An 18,365-nucleotide genomic window follows, 5' to 3' on the forward strand; every position below is an offset into this window, starting at 1 on the left:
GAAACGACAAACCACTCAGGTGGGGGCGTCTCTACAAGGTGCGCAGGCTGTCCCTCAGCACCAGCTTTGGCTCGAACGTGACGGTGTGGGCCTCTTCGTGGTCCACAGCAGCCTGCATCGCTCTGTGAATGATACTCTCAATGTCAGTGCGGATGGTGGTCAGCGGCGGCACGGAAAACTGTACCTCGTCCATATCGTCGCAACCGATTACCGAGACGTTTTCGCCGGGACGCCGGCCCATTTTGTGACAGGCCGAGATCACCCCAAGCGCGATCAGATCGCTGAAGCAAAGCAGGGCGATATCATCGGACCTGTCTTCGGAGAGAATGCGCGTTGCCGCCTCGAACCCGAAAGCGCGTGAGGTCGGGCCGTGGAGAATGCCGACGGGCTCAAGCCCCGCTTGACGAAACTCGGATACCGCGCCCGCTTCGCGTTGCCGGGAGGCGCTGGTTTCCTGCCCGCCGCCGATCCAGTACATGCGCCGATGCCCGGCATCCATCGCTGCGCGCGCCGACAATTGCCCGGCATGAAATTCGTTGCTCACCACCTGGGGTGCGGCGAAGCCGTCGATTGAACGGAAGAAAAGCACCGTCGGCAGGAGCAGCCGGCCGTTTCTCACAAGGATCTCATCCAGATCGGAGCGTGTGGTTCCATAGGCCGGGCAGAGAAGCAGGGCTTCACAGCCTATCTGTAAGGCCTGCCGCAAAAAGTCGGCCTGACGCTCGCGCGATTCCCGCGTGATGCCCAGGAGAAGCCGCCGGTCGCGACGGTGGATTTCACGCTCTGCGGAAATCAGCATGTCGTTGAATATCGGGTTTGAAAGCTCGCCGAGACAGACGGCAATCGTATTGTTGCGTGACATGCGCAGATCGGCCGCGCCCTGATTGTAGATATAGCCAAGGTGATCTGCCGCTGTGCGTACGCGATCAAGCGTCTCCTTTGGAAAGCGCCTGTCGCCGCGCAGTGCGAGCGAGACGGCTGAGACGGAGAGCCCCGTCGCCGCAGCGATGTCTTTCAGCGTTACGCGTGCCTTCATCGTGGTCCGCTGTTGTTTGTTCCCCTGCCTGTCAGCTTGTTGCCTGATATGGGGCATACGTCAATCACTCATCGGTTGAAGTCAATCGTTTTACTAAAACGATTGACTAGGCTCCAATACCCGTGTCATGCTTTTGAAGGATGGAGAGGGTTTCGACCCGCAAATCTTGGGAGAGAGATCATGAAAAGGACAATTGTGTCTGTGGTCGCGCTTGCGGCGACAGCCTGGACTTCTGCGGCTTATGCGGCGTGCGACTGGAAGCCGGAACGACCGGTGAGCGTCATCGTCCCGTGGGGCGCAGGCGGCACGACGGACACCAATACGCGCCAGCTCGCAACCATGCTTCAGCAGAAGTTTGGCGTTCCCTTCAACGTCGTCAACCGCACGGGCGGCAACGGTGTCGTGGGGCATTCGGCCATCTCCCGCGCGAAGCCGGATGGCTATACGATCGGCGCCGCAACGGTCGAGATCAACACGATGCACTGGTTCGGTCTCACCGATCTGACCTATAACGACATAACCCCGATCGCGCTCATCAATCAGCCTGCGGCCAGTGTGCTGGTTTCCAAGGACAGCCCGTTCGGCTCTCTCGAGGAGCTGCTGGATCACGCACGCGAGAACCCCGGCACACTGACGGCATCGGGAACGGCGCTCGGCGGTATCTGGCATCTGGCGCTTGCCGGCATGCTTAACGCCGAAGGGCTTGAAGCCGAGACCATCCGCTGGGTTCCCTCCGAAGGTTCGGCGAGCGCATTGCAGGAGCTTTTGGCCGGAGGCGTCGACATGGTCACGCCATCGCTTCTGGAAGGAAAGACGCTCATCGATGCCGGCGAAGTCAAGGCTCTTGCCTATATGAGCGACAAGCCGAGTGAGGCGTATCCCGATGTGCCGCTCACGGCCAAGGAACTGCCGAGCGGCTGGACCCTGTCTGCCTACACGACCATCTCGGCACCGGCCAACATGCCGGAAGACATTGCTTGCAGCTATGAAGCGGCTCTCAAGGACATCGTGGAAACGAAGGAATGGGCAGAGTTCCGCGCCGGCCTTGGCGCCCCGGTGGTCTGGGGTGGCAGCAAGGAACTGCTCGACCTCATGACGCAGTATGACGAAGGCCTCGGCAGCACCGTCAAGGCAATCGGGATGGCCAAGGGTCAGTAACATGCAGTTCACCCGCGATGCGGTGACAGGCTTGGCCCTGATCACCGCCGGCGCGGCCATGTTTGCAGGCGCGTGGGGGTTCGATCCCCCGCGGGCACTGCTTTCGGAGCCGGCTTCTTTCCAAAGATCGTTTCTTTCGGGATGGCCCTGTCCGGCCTGCTCATATTTTTCGGTCGTGAAAAGAGCAGCCGCGCAGTGGCAATGCGGATCGATCGCCGGGGTGTCGTTCGCGTGGCGCTGCTCGTCGCCATGATCGTGCTCTACGCTCTGGCGCTGGACCCGGTCGGGTTCCACATTTCCACCGTCGCGCTGCTTTTCGCCGCGACCCTGTTTTTCGGCGGTTCGCTGCCTGCAGCGCTTCTGCTTTCGGTGTTGGCGACAGGAGTGTTCCACTTCATCTTCTATTCGATCATGAAGGTTGCTCTCCCCTGGGGCCTTCTCCTGCCGGTTGCCTGGTAAGGCGAAAGTGTAGGGAGGTTGATCCATGGACTTTACAGCGGTCCTTTCGCAGCTCGCAGACCCGGCACTTCTGCTGACAATCGTGCTTTGCACACTCTACGGTGCGCTGGTTGGCGCGCTGCCCGGTCTCTCGGCAACCATGGCGGTGGCGCTGCTTGTGCCGTTCACCTTCTTCATGGATCCGGTGCCGGCCATTGCCGCTATCGTGGCAACGACGTCAACGGGCATCTTCGCTGGCGACATAAGCGGCGCATTGCTGCGCATTCCCGGAACTCCGGCGTCAGCGGCCTATGTGGCCGACAGTTCCACCATCGCCCATGCGGGCAAGCCGCGCACTGTTCTTTTCGTCTCGCTGTTTTCCGGTGCGGCCGGCGGGGTGATCGGCGTGATTGCACTCAGTCTCGCCGCACCGATGCTGGCCGGTTTCGCGACCAGTTTCTCAAGCTATGAGATGTTCTGGCTCGCGGCGCTGGGCCTGAGCTGCGCCGTTTTCGTGTCGGACGCGCCGCCGGCGAAGACCTTCGCCAGCCTGTTTATCGGCCTGGCGATTGCCTGTGTCGGCATTGATGTCGCGGTCGGCATGCCGCGCTACACATTCGGCCTCTACGATCTTTATGACGGCGTCAATTTCATCTCGGCAATGATCGGCTTTTTTGCGCTTACAGAGCTGTTCCGTGCAGCGCTGGAGCCCAGGACCCCGCGTTCTGAAGCGAAATCGTTAAAAATGGAGCCGCTGCGGCAGGCTATCGGCGATGCGTTCAAGGTGGTGTGCCAGCGCTGGGTCAGTGTGATCCGCTCCGGGCCTCTGGGTGTTTTCATCGGTGTTTTGCCGGGGGCCGGTTCTGATGTCGCTGCATGGATTGCCTATGCGGTCTCACGCCGGTTTTCGAAAACACCGGAGAAATACGGCAAGGGGCATTATGAGGGCATCGTCGATGGCGGCGCTTCCAACAATGCCGCAGTCAGCGGCGCCTGGACGCCCGCGCTCATCTTTGGCATTCCCGGAGACAGCGTAACGGCCATCGCCATCGGCGTTCTGATGATGAAAGGGCTGAACCCCGGACCCGACATCTTCGAGCGCAGCGGCGATCTCGTCTACACGCTTTTCGGTGCATTCCTGCTGGCGAATGTGGCGATGGTCTTCACCGGCGCGGTGGCCATCCTGCTTGCCAGCCAGCTCATGCGCATGTCCAAAAGCCTGCTCATGCCGCTGATCCTCGGCCTGTCTCTGATTGGCGGTTTCGCAGTGATGAACTCCGCCTTTTCGATCTGGATCATCATCACGCTCGGCATAGTCGGATTTGCCATGACGCTGGGGGGCATCCCGCTTGCGCCGGCAATTCTCGGCGTCGTGCTGGGCAAGGTGCTGGAGCGGAACTTCATGACCTCGATGATTAAATCCCAGGGCGAGTTTCTGCCCTTCTTCTCGCGCGATATCTCGCTGGTTCTCGGCGTCGCGGCGATCCTGATCTGGGGCCTGTGCCTCTACCGTGCAATCCGGGCGATCATCCGCCCGGACAAAACTCCGCGAACCATGGAAAACGACGCATGACCAACCTTCTGAAACAACGCCTCATGGCCGGTGAGACCATCGCCGCCACCTGGATCAACACCGGATCGCCGGAGGCTTGCGACATTGTCGTGAACGCGGGCTGGGATGTCGTGGTAATCGACTGTGAACATGGGGCCGCGCCGCTGGAAGATGGTCTCAGCCTGATACGCGCCGTGCAGGCCGCGGGCGGTCAAGCCGTGCTGCGGGTGCCGGATTCCTCCGATACCACGCTGAAGCGCGCACTGGATCGCGGTGCGCAGTCCATCATCGTGCCGATGGTCAATTCCGTTGAACAGGCCAGGGCCATTGCCCGGTCCTGCCTTTATCCGCCACGCGGTGCGCGCGGTTATGCAGCACCCATCGTGCGCGGCTCCCTTTATGGGCGCAACGCCGATTATGCGCAGAAGGCGCATGAAGATCTGCTGGTGATGGTGCAGTGCGAGCATGTCGATGCGGTGGCGCGTCTGAAGGACATCGCCGCTGTTGACGGGATCGACATGGCCTTTGTTGGCCCCAACGATCTGTCGGGCTCCATTGGCCTTCTGGAGCAGCTTGAACACCACGAACTGAAGAAGCTGAAGGAGCAGATCGAGGAGACCGCACGCGATGTCGGACTGCGCCTCGGAACCATCACCGGCGGTGGTCGCAGCTATGCCGCGCTTCGTGACGCCGGCTACCAGTTCATTGTCGGCCCGAGCGATGTGGGCCTTCTGTTCGGTGCTTCGCGCCTGGCGCACCAGCAGATGCTGGCGGAACTCTCGCCGGAAGCCGGAACTGACTCCCCAAGCCTGACCTATTGAGGAAAATCATGAAGAAGATCCTGAACGATCCGCAGAACTATGTTGACGAAATGCTCGATGGGCTCGTCGCGGCGCATCCTGAAATCTATTCCAAACCGGCGCACCGGATCATCGTGCGCTCCGGTGAAAGGACCAAGGGCAAGGTAGGTATCGTGACCGGAGGCGGCTCCGGGCATCTGCCGGTTTTCACGGGCTATGTGGGCACGGGATTGCTGGATGGCTGCGCCATCGGCAACGTCTTCGCCAGCCCGTCGGCGGACCAGATGGCGGAAACCATCCGGGCAGTCGATGCCGGGGCAGGGGTTCTCTGCCTTTACGGCAATTACGGCGGCGATGTCATGAACTTCGACATGGCGGCGGAGATGGTGTCCTTCGAAGATGACATTCGCACCGCCTCTCACGCGGTCAGTGACGATGTAGCCTCCGCGTCGCGCGACGAGGTGGAGAAGCGCAGGGGCGTTGCCGGCATGATCTATGCCTTCAAGATCGCCGGCGCAGCTGCCGAGCGCATGGCGGATCTCGACGAGGTTGCCCGGCTGGCCAAAAAGGCTTCCGACAATGTCGTGTCGATGGGCATGGCGATGACGCCTTGCATCATCCCGCAGCTCGGAAAGCCGAGCTCCGTCATCGGCGAGGACGAGATGGAAATGGGCATGGGCATCCACGGGGAGCCTGGTACCTGGCGTGGTCCGATCAAGCCTGCGGACGACATCCTCGATGAGATGTTCGACACATTGCAGGCAGATCGTCCGCTCGCAAAGGGGGATCGTGTCTCCGTTTTGGTCAATTCGCTGGGCGCCACGCCCCATGAGGAGCTGTACATTCTCTACCGCCGCCTTGCCGGGCGTCTCTCGGAGATCGGCGTGGAGGTGGTCATGCCTCTGGTCGGGCGCTATGCCACCTCGATGGAGATGACGGGCGCGTCACTGAGCATTCTCAAGCTCGACGAGGAACTGGAAGACCTTCTTCTGGCTCCGGCCAACTGCGCGTTCTGGAAGGTCTGACATGCCGATCACGTCCAGTGAACTGAAGGCGGCTCTCGCACGCATCGCCGACCATGCCCGAGAGAACCGCGACTTCCTGTGTGAAGCTGATGCGCAACTGGGCGATGGCGATCTGGGCATCACCGTCGCCGAGGGTTTCGCAGCCTGCGCAAAGCTTGATCTGAACGAGGATGCCGGTCGTGCATTTTTCGAAATGGCCAAAACCTTCCAGCAGGCGTCTTCCTCCTCCTTCGGCACGCTTGTATCCACCGGCATGATGGCGGCAGCGAAGACGCTCAGGGACAGAAAAGAGTTCGAGGCCGACGAGATCGCCGGGCTGCTGGCTCAGGCGCGTGACGCAATGCTGGCGCGGGGCAAATCTTCCCTTGGCGAGAAAACCGTTCTGGATGGGCTGGACGCACAGGCTCGCGCGCTTGAGGTGACACAGTCCGGCGCTTTGATCGATGTTGCCCTCAAGGCTGCGAAGGATACGGTTGAAGAGTTCACGCAAAAGCCAAATAAGGCGGGGCGCGCGCGCATCTTTGCGGAAAAATCCATAGGCCTTCCTGACCCCGGACAACTAGCTCTCGTGGTTATCACGGAGGGGCTGCGCTAAGGCGGATCTACGCACCCCGCTCCATCTGATGTCACGAACCGATCAGCCCGGGTCGTGACTTACTTCGCCACTTCGTGCTGTTTCGAGGGCATCGATTTGATCTGTCGACGTTCGAATGCGGCTTGCGGGATGAGTGGCGGAGCGAAGCTGTCTGCGTTGGCGCGCTCCCAACGGCTATACCATTCGGCAAGTTCTGGAATTTCCGTTTGAGCAGAAAGAAATCCATCGGGGAGATAGGGATAGACCTCATTGCCATCGAGGAACTCATTGTCTTTCTGCCGGAACATGAAGTGGTAAGGCATGAAGTTGCTGGGGTGGCTCAGGCCCGCTGCCCCTGCAAGTTCACCCAGCGCCTTCATGGAGTTTTTGTGGAAGCGGGCAACGCGTTCGCTCTTGTCGGCAACATCGACGCCGCGCTGACGCACCGGGTCCTGGGTGGCGATGCCAACGGGGCACTTGTTGGTGTGGCATGCCTGTGCCTGGATACATCCAACGGCAAACATGAAGCCGCGGGCGGCGTTGCACCAGTCCGCACCGAGCGCAATGGCGCGGGCAATGTCGAATGCGGAGATGATCTTGCCAGCAGCACCGATCTTGACCTGGTCGCGAATGCCGGCGCCGCGCAGCGTATTGTGCACAAACGTCAAGCCTTCCAGCATCGGCATGCCGACCCGGTTGGCAAATTCTACCGGAGCGGCCCCCGTTCCTCCCTCTGCACCGTCCACAACGATGAAATCGGGAACAATGCCGGTCTTCAGCATTGCCTTGACCATGCTCATGAACTCGCGGCGGTGCCCTATGCAGAGCTTGAAACCAACGGGTTTTCCTCCGGAAAGCTCGCGTAGCTGACCGAGGAACTCCATCAGGCCGGTGGGGGTGGAGAATGTGGAGTGCGCAGGAGGCGACACGCAGTCAATGCCCATGGGAATGCCGCGAGCCTCGGCGATCTCCGGGGAAATCTTCGACGCCGGCAGCATGCCGCCGTGACCGGGCTTGGCGCCCTGGCTTAGCTTGACCTCAACCATCTTGATCTGTGGGTCGGCGGCAAGCTCTGCGAACTTCTCCGGCGAGAAACTGCCATCATCCGAGCGGCATCCAAAATATCCGGATGCAACCTGAAAAACGAGATCGCCTCCACCCTGGCGGTGATAGCGGCTGATGCTGCCTTCGCCGGTGTCGTGGGCAAAGCCGCCTTTTCGTGCGCCTGTGTTTAGCGCGAGGATGGCATTGGCCGACAGCGAACCGAAGCTCATGGCTGAAATATTGTACAGGCTGGAGTTATACGGCTGGCGGCAGGCGGGACCACCGATGCGAACACGGAAGTCGGTATCAGCAATGGTAACGGGGGTGGCCGAGTGCGTCAGCCATGCATAGCCTGAACCATAGACGTTCTCGATCGTACCGAATGGGCGCTTGTCTTCCTCACCTTTGGCCCGCTGGTAGACAAGTGCGCGGGCCTCGCGGCTGAACGGCACCTCTTCATGATCGCTTTCGATGATGTACTGCCGGATTTCCGGCCGGAAGCCTTCAAGCAGGAATCGCAGATGCCCGACCACCGGATAGTTGCGCAGGATGGAATGCCGCCTCTGGCGAACATCATGGACGCCTACCAGAAACAGCGCGGTCGAGATGACGGCGGGCAGCAGAAACCAGGGGGTGTAAAGCACCGTGCCAACCAGTGCAGCCAGGGCTATGAGCCCGCATAAGACAAACACCGTGTAACGTTGGCTTGAGATCAGTTTGTTGAGCATTTCGAACAGGTCCAGGAAGTGCGCAAGGTAACAAGAGCGGGGGACGTGACAGAAGCCGCTGTTTGAGTTTTTCCGTAGCACCAGCTGATAGCACAGGATTGATGGCCTGCGGTGATCATTTGTATGCACTGGTGCATGGTCGAACGGATTGCCGCCGGAAAACCCGGCGGCCCCGGCTGGAGCTTGCCCTGAATTCTTACCGAACGGCGGTGAAGTGTTGTGCGCTGCCAATCAGGCCCAACCCAGCTCTCCCTTCGGAGCGGAAATCGCCCCCTGTGTCACAGAGTTTCTGATCGAAATGAACATCAAGACCGAGCTCGATGAGTATGGCTGCGACCTCGTTCTGCGTTGCGGCCATGCGCAATTGATGCCTGAGCGGGCCTTGCTGCGCCAGTTTGCCGAGCCGCAGCAGGGCTGCGCGCAGCCACTTGATGTCATGTTTGCCACCCATCAGGGCGACGAGTGTGTCGACGGCCATGCCGTCTGGAGCATCAAACTCCACCGGCCTCTCGAGACGCCGCACCACAATCATTGAGGCGTCTTCATCAGTGAGCACCGTATGCGGCAGGGCGACACCGCCGCCCATGGCAGTGGTTCCCAGCCTTTCGCGCGCGTAGAGGGCACTTGCAATATCGAGTTTGCTGGCCTCTGGCAGCAAATCTGCGACCCGGGCGGCGAGAGACCACAAGGCCGCCTTGCGGGTGTTTGATGTTCTATCAGTTGAAAAATCGACAGCGAAGGAAACACGAACGGGTATCATCGCACGCCCTCCTTTCATCCCATTTAGAAGGATTGTGGGTCCGCCTTTGGCAGGACCGGACGGATTGTTCCTGTAGGCAGAGCGCAGACCCACCCTGCCACAGCCGCAGGGCGGGTCTGCGAGCTTCTCTGCGCTGAATGAATGAGCGCGCCTACTTGCGTTTTGCGGGCATCAGCTGATCGGCCACTGGATCGGGCTGGTTGAGGTTGCTCTTCTTCTTGCCCTTTGGCTGCTTCCGCTTTTGGTCGCCTTTTCTCTTGGCCATGTCTCTTCTCCATAATTCTGAACCTTAGTCTTTGCAGAACATCTCCCTGGCGCCGTTAGGCCAGCGCCAGGGTCACGATCCGATTTGGATGCGCACACGTTCGATTGGAGATGAGATTGATAACGCCATGGCGTTTTGGCTCCTGCGAAACCATTGTGAATTCTGGACAGTCCTGACTGTCAGACCAAAGAGGCGGCTGCGACCAACAGGCCGCAGGCTGTCATCACCCGCCAGCCCTCAGACCGTGCACTTTGCTGCCAGGCCGGATTTGCCCGCAGCCGCGAAGGCGCGCCTTGTAATCGGCAAACGGAACGCCGCCGGAGAGGGTATTTACCAGGGTTGAGCACCAAGGGCACCGGACCGCAGCGCGGGGCAGACTGGCAGTACAGCCATGGCATAGGGACAGCGTGGAACGGATGGACATGTCGAACTCCAGATACACAGTCAAAACTGCGCAAAAGAACAGGCGATCTCTCTTTCAAGAAAACGACCCGGAGCCGAACTAATAAGGTTACATCACTTATATAGATCCGCCCCGGGCGATGACATGCATCATCCGGCAACCGCGACGGAATATAAGGAATGACTTTTTATCCATGCCTTCTACATAGTTGAAATAAAAACAAAAACAACTCTCGGCGCGCCGCTGTGCCCTTACGCCGCATGGTGTCGAAACCGGCCCTCCATTCCGAGCAACTTGGCGGGTTCAAAGGCCCACTTCAGATTGGATGTGATCGAACTATCAACATGCCCTCGCAGCCTGCGACTGGCGTTCCACTGGGTTTCCCCGTGCCGGACGAACATTAGCTTTTTTAGGGCAGACGTTCCCGTTCGAGTGAGAAAATATCCGTCGGAGTTCCGGGCGGAGAACAGTAGACTGGGCTGCCGGGAGAAAATCTGGGGACCCGTTAGCCGCCAATCGCAAGTCACTGCGCCTCCCGGTCACCATTTTGCCTCCGGCAACCGGGCTGGTATCTGCAAACTCTATCGCGATTGTGCGGGGCATTCTTTGATGCGGTGAATGCCTGGAATACGTGCCGCTATTTTGCGGCGACGGAGCCGCTGAGCCTGATGAGCGCTGACAGCATCAGCTGTGTGCCTTTTTCTATGGCTTCCCAGTCGGTCCACTCCTCCGGCGCATGGCTGACGCCATTGTGGCTCGGTACGAAGATGAGGCCGGAGGGGCACAGGGTCTGCATCGTCTGGGCGTCGTGGCCGGCGCCGGATGGCATGGTGAGGGCTTTCAGCCCGAGCTGGCCCGCTTCATTGTTCAAAAGTGAGACGAGTGCGCCGTCGAGACGGACCGGTTCCATCCGGCTCTGCTCCTCGATGGAAAAACTGAGGCCGTTTACCTGCGCTGCATCGCGCACGGTCTGTTCCATGGCCTCGGCGAGAGCCGCCATCGTGCCGGGATCGGTGTCACGGATGTTGATGATGAAATCGGCGCAGCCCGGCACGGTGTGAATGAAATTGGGCTGAAGCGCCACCTTGCCGATGGTGATGCGGCTGCGCTCTCCGCCGTGTTCGGCAATCACGCCACGCACCGCCTGGCCGACCGCCGAGAGACCGGCGAAGGCGTCGGCGCGGAGCGCCATCGGCGTGGTGCCTGAATGGTTGGCGCGGCCGACCAGCGACACGGCGAGATTGATGACGCCGGCGACACTGTCGGCGATCCCGACGGGGATGCCAGCCTGTTCCAGTACCGGACCCTGTTCGATGTGAAGTTCGAGGAAGGCTTTGACGTCGCGGGGCGGGCGGGCGGCGTCGAGCGCCTCACGGATGTTCAGGCCCTGATCGCCCATTGCGTCGGCAAGTCGGATACCGTCGGCGTCGCGGGCTTCATCCAGCCATTTACCGGTCACCAGGCCGGCAATGGTCTGCGAGCCCAGCATGCCGCCGAACCGTCCTTCCTCCTCGGCGGTGGCGACCACTTCTATGGCGGTCGTCGGCGTGAAGCCGGCGTCCTTCATGGCGCGCACGCATTCGAGCGCCACACAGACGCCGAGCGCTCCGTCGAAGGCGCCGCCCTCGGGCACGGTGTCGAGATGCGAACCGGCCATGATGCATGGACCGTCCGCCGGGCCGTATCTTCCGAACAGGTTGGCGACCGGGTCGCGATGCACGGTCAGCCCATCAGCGCGCATCTGTTCCAGAAACCAGTTTCGCACGGCCATGTCCGCGTCGCTGTAGCCGACGCGGTTGAAGCCGCCGGTCTGCGGATTGCGACCGAAGGTGTTGACCCCGTCGAGCAGGGCGCGCAGGCGCTGTGAATTTATGACGGGTGTGTTGGCCATGAGACGTGCCTGTTTTTCAAACGTTTATTCGGCGTCGATGAGCCCGGAGAAATGACGCACCGTCTATTTATTATAATAAATGCTTGCCAATGGATAGATTGTTAGGATTAATTATGGGCAACAGAGGGAGGAACCTCCATGAGGAAACTGATTGCAGCCGCCATGACTGCCGGTACGATGTTCTTCGCGTCGCCGGTTTTTGCGCAGACCCCGCCCAACGTTCTGGTTGTGGGGCAGATCGCGGAGCCGAAGTCGCTTGATCCCCATGCGGTGACAGCCGTGAACGATTTCCGCATCCTGATGAACGTCTATGACGGCCTGACCCGTTACAAGGACGGCACGCTGGAGCCGGAACCGGCGCTGGCGGAGAGCTGGGAGATTTCCGATGACGGGATCACCTACACCTTCAAGCTGCGCGAAGGGGTGACGTTTCATGACGGCACGCCGCTTAACGCGGAAGCGGTGAAGTTCAACTTCGACCGCATGCTGAACGAAGATCACCCCTATCACGACACGGGACCGTTCCCGCTCGCCTTCTATTTCTCGTCTGTGGACGCGGTGAAGGCGGTGGACGACCTGACTGTCGAGTTCACGCTGAAAGAGCCTTTCGCGCCCTTCCTGTCGAACCTGTCCTATCCGACAGGCCTGATCGTTTCGCCCGAGGCGGTGAAGGAACACGGCAAGGACTACGGCCGCAACCCGGTCGGAACCGGGGCCTTCAGGTTCGAGGAATGGCAGGCCAATTCCCGCGTCGTCATTACACGCAACGAAGACTATTGGGATGGCGCGCCGCCGCTCGAGGCCGTGATCTACCGTCCGATTACCGACACCAACACCCGCATTGCCGAAATGCTCTCCGGTGGTCTGGACGTGATGGTGGAGGTGCCGCCGGACAGCCTGCAGCAGTTCCGCGATGACGCGAATTTCAGCGTTTACGAGCAGGCGGGCCCGCATGTCTGGTTCCTCATCCTCAACATGAAGGAGGGGCCGTTCACCGAAAAGGCGGTGCGTCAGGCTGCCAATTACGCCATCAACAAGAAGGCGCTGGTCGAGAACATCCTGCAGGGCACGGCAGACGTGGCCGCGGGCCCGACGCCGCCGGCCTTCGCATGGGCCTACAATGAAGAGCTGCAGCCCTATCCCTATGATCCGGACAAGGCCCGACAGCTTCTGGAAGAGGCCGGTTATGGTGGTGAGGAACTGACCTTCTACGTCACCGAGGGCGGCTCGGGCATGCTCGACCCCATCGCCATGGGCACGGCCATTCAGGCCGATCTGCAGGCCGTGGGCATGAAGGTCAACATCGAGACCTATGAGTGGAACACGTTCCTTGGAAAGGTGAATCCGGGCCTCGAAGGCAAGGCGGACATGGCCGAAATGGCATGGATGACCAACTCGCCGGACACGCTGCCCTTCCTGGCGCTGCGCTCGGAAGCCTGGCCCGAAAAGGGCGGGTTCAACTCCGGCTACTACGCCAATGAGAAGGTGGATGAACTGCTGAACAAGGCCCGCACCTCAACCGATCAGGACGAACGCGCTGCGCTCTACAAGGAGATGCAGGAGATCGTTCAGGACGACGCACCGTGGGTCTTCGTCGCCAACTGGAAGCAGAATGCGATGACCGGCGCGAATGTCGAGAACTTCAAGCTCCAGCCGTCCTTCTTCCTCATGCTGCAGGACGTGGCCAAGCCCTAGGGGTGTGGACGTGGTTCCCGCCCTCGTCCTTCGCCTTTCGACAAGCTCAAGAGGCTCAGGATGAGGGTGGGGCGACGGCGCACATGCAAGATGTTCAAACGACGCACTGCGCATCCACAGCCCTCATCCCGAGCCTCTTGAGCTTGTCGAAAGGCGAAGGGCGAGGGTGGCATGCAGGGCACCGGACCAAAGGCGAACCGCGCCCATAACCGAATCTGAAACGAGGCCCCAGCCATGGCAGCCTACATAGCCAAGCGCCTCCTTGCCGCCATCCCTGTCCTGTTCGGACTTTCGATCATCGTCTTCCTGATCATGGCGATGATCCCCGGCGACCCGGCAACGGCCATTCTCGGTTCCTATGCGACGCCGGAGAACGTGGCCAGGATCAATGCCGATCTCGGCCTCGACAAGCCACTGCCCCAGCAATATCTGATCTGGCTCGGGAACCTTCTTCAGGGCGATCTCGGACGCTCCTATGCGCTCAACCGACCGGTGCTGGACGAGGTGCTTGAGCGTTTCTCGGCCACGCTGATCCTGGCCGGCACGGCGCTGGTGCTGTGCTCGATCCTTGGGCTTCTGGCGGGCGTCGTCTCGGCCGTGCGCCAGTATGGCCTGGCAGACAAGGTGATCACCGTTCTGGTGCTGATCGGCATTTCGATACCGTCCTTCTGGCTCGGCCTGCTTCTCATCCTGGCGTTCGCCGTCAAGATCCGGCTGTTCCCCGCCAGTGGCATGTACGCCATTTATGGTGGCGGCGATCTGCCGGACCTGCTTCACCACCTGTTTTTGCCGGCGCTGACGCTGGCGGTCGTCGCCACCGGCGTTATCGCCCGGCTGACCCGCACGGCCATGCTTGAAGTGCTGCGGCAGGACTACATTCGCACCGCGCGCGCCAAGGGGCTGAGCGAAAGGCGCGTGATTTACCGTCACGCCTTCAAGGCCGCACTTGTCAGCGTCATTCCGGTGATCGGCATTCAGGCCGGGTTCGTGCTCGGCGGTGCGGTCTATATCGAAACCGTGTTCCAGTGGCCGGGCATCGGTTCGATGCTGGTTAACGCCATTTCCACCCGCGATCTGCTTCTGGTGCAGGGCGGTGTTCTGGTGGTGGCCGCCGCCTATGTTCTCTTCAATCTGGCCGCCGATGTGGTGCAGACGCTTCTTGATCCGAGGTTGCGCTGATGAGTGAAGCCGTTTCCACCGCAGCGAAGGGAAGGGCGCGCGGGGCAGGCCGCCCCGGTCCGATCCGTCTGCTTCTCAACAACACGCTTGCGGCTTCCGGGCTGGTGCTGCTGGTGTTGATCATCGCGGCCGCGCTTCTGGCGCCGCTCCTGCCGCTGCCCGACCCTGACGCGACAGCGCCTGCCGACAGGCTGTTGCGCCCGCTCACAGAAGGGCACCTGCTTGGCACGGATGCGCTCGGGCGCGATATCCTCTCGCGGCTTGTCTGGGGCACGCGCGTCAGCCTTGCCGTGGGCATCTCGGCCACGCTGATCGCCGCCTTCTTCGGTTCGCTCATCGGGCTTGTTGCAGGCTATGCGGGCGGGCGCGTGGACGCCTTCCTGATGCGCGGCATCGACATGGTGATGGCGTTTCCTTACATTCTGCTGGCACTCGCCATCGTGGCAGCGCTCGGGCCGGGTCTGCTCAATGCGCTCTACGCCATCGCTGTGGTGAACATCCCTTTCTTCGCGCGCAACATTCGCGGCATCACCATCGGCCTGTCGCGGCGCGAATTCGTCGATGCAGCGCGTCTTTCGGGCAAGTCGAATGCGGGCATTCTGTTTGGCGAGATCCTGCCCAACGTGCTGCCGGTGATCATCATCACCATGTCGACCACCATTGGCTGGATGATCCTCGAAACGGCCGGCCTGTCCTTCCTCGGGCTCGGCGCGCAGCCGCCGCAGGCCGATCTCGGCTCAATGCTGGGCGAGGGCCGCAAGATCCTCTTCACCGCGCCGCATGTGTCGATCATTCCCGGCCTGATGATTTTTGCGCTGGTCATGAGCATCAATCTGCTGGGCGATGGCGTGCGTGACGTGCTCGACCCGCGGCTGAAATCGGGTGCGCTCACGCGGCCCGTGGCCCGCACAGCCGTTGAGCGCCGTACGGTGCCCGAAACCCGGACCCATGGCGACAGCGTTTTGGAAGTGGCGGATCTGAACACGGAGTTTCACATCGGCGGCGACGTCTATCGCGCGGTGGGCGGCATCGATCTGCACCTGAAGCAGGGCGAATGCCTTGGCATTGTCGGTGAATCCGGTTCGGGCAAATCGGTGACGGCCATGTCGCTCATGGGGCTGGTGCCGACACCGCCCGGCCGCATCACGGGCGGGGCCGCCTGGCTCGACGGTGAAGATCTTTTCGCCGTCAGCGATGAGCGCATCCGCGCGTTGCGCGGCGCGGATGTCTCCCATGTGTTTCAGGACCCGCTGTCCACCCTGCACCCGCTGTTCACCATTGGTGACCAGCTTACGGAGGCGATCATGGCGCACCGGCCGATCCGGCGGTCGGAGGCGGATGCGCGCGCCGAGGAGCTGCTGCGTCTGGTGCGCATCACCAATCCGGCGGAGCGACTGAAGGTCTATCCGCATGAGCTTTCCGGCGGCATGCGGCAGCGCGTCTGCATTGCCATGGCGCTCGCCAATGACGCCAAGATCATCATCGCCGACGAGCCGACAACGGCGCTGGACGTGACCGTGCAGGCGCAGATCCTCTCGCTGATGGACACGCTGAGGCGGGAAAGCAATGCGGCGATCCTGTTCATCACCCATGATTTCGGGGTCGTGTCGGCCGTCTGCGACCGGGTTGCCGTCATGTATGCGGGACGCATCGTCGAAACGGGCACGACGGAAGAGGTGCTCAATGCGCCGGCGCATCCCTACACCCGCAAGCTGATCGACTGCGTGCCGGTTCTGGGCGAGCCCGGCCGGAGGCTCGACGCGATCGAGGGGCGCCCGCCGGTGGTCAACGATCTGCCGCCGGGCTGTGCCTTCGCAGCACGCTGCCCCCGGGTGAAGCCCGATTGCCGCAGGGGGCACATCGCACTTTCCAGCCTTGGCGATACGCAGGCCGTGCGCTGCCTCTACCCACTGACCGGGGAGACCGCCGATGACTGACACGCCCCTTCTGGAAATCGACACTGCGGAGCGGGTCTTTGGCGGTGGCCGCACATTGTTCGGAAAATCCCTGCCGGCGGTGCATGCGGTGCAGGGCATATCGTTCGATGTGCGCAGGGGCGAGACGCTCGGCATTGTCGGGGAATCTGGCTGCGGCAAGTCCACACTCGCGCGTCTGATCGTCGGTCTCGATACGCCCACCAGCGGTGCGATCACCTTCGACGGGATGGATCTGGTTGCCGAAGCCAGACGCGATCCGCAGAAGCTTGCGCAGCGCGTGCAGTATGTCTTTCAGGATCCCGTCGCATCGCTCAATCCGCGCAAGACGATCCGCACCATTCTGGAAGCGCCGCTCAAACACCTGCTCGGACTGGACCGCGGGGCGCGCGAAAAGCGCCTGCGCGAGCTGATGGAGGCGGTCAATCTCGCGCCGGAGTTTCTGGAGCGCTATCCGCACGAGTTTTCAGGCGGGCAGGCACAGCGTATCGGCATCGCCCGTGCGCTGGCCGCCGACCCCGAACTGATCGTCCTTGATGAGCCGGTTTCCGCGCTTGACGTCTCGGTGCAGGCGCAGGTTCTGAACATCCTCGACGACCTCAAGAAGACGTTCGGCCTCACCTATGTCTTCATCAGTCACGATCTTTCGGTGATCGAAAGCGTCAGTGACCGGGTGGCGGTGCTCTATTTCGGCCGGCTTGCCGAACTGGGCGCGTCAGAGCGCATCTTTTCGGCACCACGGCATCCCTATACGCATCTTCTGTTGAAATCGGCACCGGTTCCGGGAAAGCGGTCGCTCATCCCGGAAGATGCGAATACAGAATTGCCGGATCCGTATGATCCACCGCAGGGCTGTGCGTTCTTTGCCCGTTGCCCGCGCGGAACCGACCGATGCAAATCGGAGCAACCACCACTCGAGGCCGCGCCCGGTCATCCGGGGCACATGGCGGCGTGCCATCACCCCGTCAAAGAGAATGAGGATGCCTGACCGCAGCAGTCCGCCACCGGCTCCAGAGGCGTCGCAGCTTTCAACGGTGCTCAAACGCCGCAAGCGACCGGACATCATCGCCGACCGCATACGCGAGATGATCGTCACGCACGGGCTCCGACCCGGCGACCGCATCCCGCATGAATGGCTGTTGCCGGAAACGCAGGAAGCGTCACGCGGGACACTGCGCGAAGCCCAGAAGATACTTGAGTTTCAGGGGCTCGTTGTCAGCAAGACTGGACCGGGCGGCGGCGTGTTTGTCTCCACTGTCGGCGCCGATCAGGCAATCCGGCTGCTCGACAATCTCTTCCTGTTCAAGCCACCGTCCATCGCGGAGATCTATGCGATCCGCAAGGTTCTTGAACCGCAGCTTGCAGCGAGTGTCGCCGGGCGTCTTTCGCCCGAGGCGTTCACCGCGCTGCAGGCCAAGATCCGACTCTATGAGGCGGAACCGGAGACGGCGGAAGAGGAATACCGGCAGCGTCTCGCCGAACTCGACTTTCACGTCGAGCTGGCGCGCCACGCAGAAAACGCGCTGCTCGGCTTCAATTGCATTTTCCTTGTCAGCCTTCTGCGCGACATGACCGTATGCCGGGCGATCTACAAGGAGCCGAACCCGGCGCTGCGCGAGGCGGGCCTGCATTATCAGATCAGCCTGATGCGGGCGATCAAGGCCGGCGACGGCGAGCGGGCCGCGCAGATCATGCGCGACCACATGGAAGCAGCGGAGTGCTACATGCTGGAACGGGCCGAAATTCGCCGGAAGGGATAGCAGGTCCACCCCCGTCTCAGTCCTACCCGGACGAACTCCTCCTTCGTTCTGGCTGCTGAGCGCCGCGAGCAGCACAACGCTCAGCAAGCCAGATCAAGGTATCGCACAGGCCGGTCCGAAGGC

General features: G+C 61.4%; 16 protein-coding genes. 11 read left to right on the top strand and 5 right to left on the bottom strand.

Annotated features, from left to right (window positions below; all coding sequences use genetic code 11):
• Positions 1–31 precede the first annotated feature (31 nt).
• Positions 32–1,036: a LacI family DNA-binding transcriptional regulator gene (locus DEJ54_RS20130; RefSeq protein ID WP_162742409.1), complete on the bottom strand. Its 1,005-nt coding sequence runs from the start codon at positions 1,034–1,036 to the stop codon at positions 32–34.
• Between the two features lie 180 nt (positions 1,037–1,216).
• Here DEJ54_RS20130 and DEJ54_RS20135 point away from each other — a divergent pair, with 180 nt between their 5' ends.
• From DEJ54_RS20135 to DEJ54_RS20160, 6 genes are all read left to right on the top strand, one after another.
• Positions 1,217–2,194: a tripartite tricarboxylate transporter substrate binding protein gene (locus tag DEJ54_RS20135; protein ID WP_113156557.1), complete on the top strand. Its 978-nt coding sequence runs from the start codon at positions 1,217–1,219 to the stop codon at positions 2,192–2,194.
• A gap of 141 nt (positions 2,195–2,335) precedes the next feature.
• Positions 2,336–2,653, top strand: a complete 318-nt coding sequence (locus tag DEJ54_RS20140) for a tripartite tricarboxylate transporter TctB family protein (protein WP_245447845.1) — start codon at positions 2,336–2,338, stop codon at positions 2,651–2,653.
• 25 nt (positions 2,654–2,678) lie between these two features.
• Positions 2,679–4,205 (top strand): tripartite tricarboxylate transporter permease, encoded by a 1,527-nt coding sequence (locus tag DEJ54_RS20145; protein ID WP_113156559.1) that lies wholly within the window; start codon positions 2,679–2,681, stop codon positions 4,203–4,205.
• On the top strand, positions 4,202–5,005 hold the full coding sequence (locus tag DEJ54_RS20150) for an HpcH/HpaI aldolase/citrate lyase family protein (protein ID WP_113156560.1): 804 nt from the start codon (positions 4,202–4,204) through the stop codon (positions 5,003–5,005). The genes DEJ54_RS20145 and DEJ54_RS20150 overlap by 4 nt, the downstream gene beginning before the upstream one ends.
• Before the next feature lie 8 nt (positions 5,006–5,013).
• Entirely contained in the window at positions 5,014–6,009 is a 996-nt protein-coding gene (locus DEJ54_RS20155) for a dihydroxyacetone kinase subunit DhaK (protein ID WP_113156561.1), read from the top strand.
• A 1-nt stretch (position 6,010) separates the two neighbouring features.
• On the top strand, positions 6,011–6,604 hold the full coding sequence (locus DEJ54_RS20160; protein ID WP_113156562.1) for a dihydroxyacetone kinase subunit L: 594 nt from the start codon (positions 6,011–6,013) through the stop codon (positions 6,602–6,604).
• Between the two features lie 59 nt (positions 6,605–6,663).
• Here the strand turns inward: DEJ54_RS20160 and DEJ54_RS20165 are convergent, their stop codons facing one another.
• From DEJ54_RS20165 to DEJ54_RS20180, 4 genes are all read right to left on the bottom strand, one after another.
• Positions 6,664–8,355 carry an FMN-binding glutamate synthase family protein gene (locus tag DEJ54_RS20165; RefSeq protein WP_113156563.1) on the bottom strand — a complete coding sequence of 564 codons (1,692 nt, stop codon included), beginning with the start codon at positions 8,353–8,355 and terminating at the stop codon, positions 6,664–6,666.
• A 196-nt stretch (positions 8,356–8,551) separates the two neighbouring features.
• Positions 8,552–9,115, bottom strand: a complete 564-nt coding sequence (locus tag DEJ54_RS20170) for a PTS sugar transporter subunit IIA (RefSeq protein WP_162742410.1) — start codon at positions 9,113–9,115, stop codon at positions 8,552–8,554.
• Positions 9,116–10,034: 919 nt separating this feature from the next.
• Positions 10,035–10,184, bottom strand: a complete 150-nt coding sequence (locus DEJ54_RS23775) for a histidine phosphatase family protein (protein ID WP_113156565.1) — start codon at positions 10,182–10,184, stop codon at positions 10,035–10,037.
• A 236-nt stretch (positions 10,185–10,420) separates the two neighbouring features.
• Positions 10,421–11,674, bottom strand: a complete 1,254-nt coding sequence (locus DEJ54_RS20180) for a Zn-dependent hydrolase (protein WP_113156566.1) — start codon at positions 11,672–11,674, stop codon at positions 10,421–10,423.
• A 138-nt stretch (positions 11,675–11,812) separates the two neighbouring features.
• On the opposite strand from DEJ54_RS20180, the gene DEJ54_RS20185 reads away from it, so the two are divergent.
• The 5 genes from DEJ54_RS20185 to DEJ54_RS20205 all read left to right on the top strand — a co-directional run bounded on the left by DEJ54_RS20185 (position 11,813) and on the right by DEJ54_RS20205 (position 18,242).
• Positions 11,813–13,369 carry an ABC transporter substrate-binding protein gene (locus tag DEJ54_RS20185; protein ID WP_113156567.1) on the top strand — a complete coding sequence of 519 codons (1,557 nt, stop codon included), beginning with the start codon at positions 11,813–11,815 and terminating at the stop codon, positions 13,367–13,369.
• Positions 13,370–13,603: 234 nt separating this feature from the next.
• On the top strand, positions 13,604–14,548 hold the full coding sequence (locus DEJ54_RS20190; RefSeq protein ID WP_113156568.1) for an ABC transporter permease: 945 nt from the start codon (positions 13,604–13,606) through the stop codon (positions 14,546–14,548).
• On the top strand, positions 14,548–16,485 hold the full coding sequence (locus tag DEJ54_RS20195) for a dipeptide/oligopeptide/nickel ABC transporter permease/ATP-binding protein (RefSeq protein WP_113156569.1): 1,938 nt from the start codon (positions 14,548–14,550) through the stop codon (positions 16,483–16,485). The genes DEJ54_RS20190 and DEJ54_RS20195 overlap by 1 nt, the downstream gene beginning before the upstream one ends.
• Complete coding sequence (locus DEJ54_RS20200) at positions 16,478–17,470, top strand: ABC transporter ATP-binding protein (protein WP_113156570.1); 993 nt, start codon at positions 16,478–16,480, stop codon at positions 17,468–17,470. Before DEJ54_RS20195 ends, DEJ54_RS20200 begins: the two co-directional genes overlap by 8 nt.
• Positions 17,463–18,242, top strand: coding sequence for a FadR/GntR family transcriptional regulator (locus DEJ54_RS20205; protein ID WP_113156571.1), 780 nt, complete (start codon positions 17,463–17,465; stop codon positions 18,240–18,242). The genes DEJ54_RS20200 and DEJ54_RS20205 overlap by 8 nt, the downstream gene beginning before the upstream one ends.
• Positions 18,243–18,365: the final 123 nt, after the last annotated feature.

The sequence above is a fragment of the Nitratireductor sp. OM-1 genome, from assembly GCF_003296175.1.
In the GTDB taxonomy this organism is placed as follows: domain Bacteria; phylum Pseudomonadota; class Alphaproteobacteria; order Rhizobiales; family Rhizobiaceae; genus Nitratireductor; species Nitratireductor aquimarinus.

Coding starts and splice junctions, on each gene's coding strand:
- DEJ54_RS20130 (WP_162742409.1), bottom strand. CDS start 1,036: ATGAAGGCACGCGTAACGCTGAAAGACATCGCTGCGGCGACGGGGCTC.
- DEJ54_RS20135 (WP_113156557.1), top strand. CDS start 1,217: ATGAAAAGGACAATTGTGTCTGTGGTCGCGCTTGCGGCGACAGCCTGG.
- DEJ54_RS20140 (WP_245447845.1), top strand. CDS start 2,336: ATGGCCCTGTCCGGCCTGCTCATATTTTTCGGTCGTGAAAAGAGCAGC.
- DEJ54_RS20145 (WP_113156559.1), top strand. CDS start 2,679: ATGGACTTTACAGCGGTCCTTTCGCAGCTCGCAGACCCGGCACTTCTG.
- DEJ54_RS20150 (WP_113156560.1), top strand. CDS start 4,202: ATGACCAACCTTCTGAAACAACGCCTCATGGCCGGTGAGACCATCGCC.
- DEJ54_RS20155 (WP_113156561.1), top strand. CDS start 5,014: ATGAAGAAGATCCTGAACGATCCGCAGAACTATGTTGACGAAATGCTC.
- DEJ54_RS20160 (WP_113156562.1), top strand. CDS start 6,011: ATGCCGATCACGTCCAGTGAACTGAAGGCGGCTCTCGCACGCATCGCC.
- DEJ54_RS20165 (WP_113156563.1), bottom strand. CDS start 8,355: ATGCTCAACAAACTGATCTCAAGCCAACGTTACACGGTGTTTGTCTTA.
- DEJ54_RS20170 (WP_162742410.1), bottom strand. CDS start 9,115: ATGATACCCGTTCGTGTTTCCTTCGCTGTCGATTTTTCAACTGATAGA.
- DEJ54_RS23775 (WP_113156565.1), bottom strand. CDS start 10,184: ATGTTCGTCCGGCACGGGGAAACCCAGTGGAACGCCAGTCGCAGGCTG.
- DEJ54_RS20180 (WP_113156566.1), bottom strand. CDS start 11,674: ATGGCCAACACACCCGTCATAAATTCACAGCGCCTGCGCGCCCTGCTC.
- DEJ54_RS20185 (WP_113156567.1), top strand. CDS start 11,813: ATGAGGAAACTGATTGCAGCCGCCATGACTGCCGGTACGATGTTCTTC.
- DEJ54_RS20190 (WP_113156568.1), top strand. CDS start 13,604: ATGGCAGCCTACATAGCCAAGCGCCTCCTTGCCGCCATCCCTGTCCTG.
- DEJ54_RS20195 (WP_113156569.1), top strand. CDS start 14,548: ATGAGTGAAGCCGTTTCCACCGCAGCGAAGGGAAGGGCGCGCGGGGCA.
- DEJ54_RS20200 (WP_113156570.1), top strand. CDS start 16,478: ATGACTGACACGCCCCTTCTGGAAATCGACACTGCGGAGCGGGTCTTT.
- DEJ54_RS20205 (WP_113156571.1), top strand. CDS start 17,463: ATGCCTGACCGCAGCAGTCCGCCACCGGCTCCAGAGGCGTCGCAGCTT.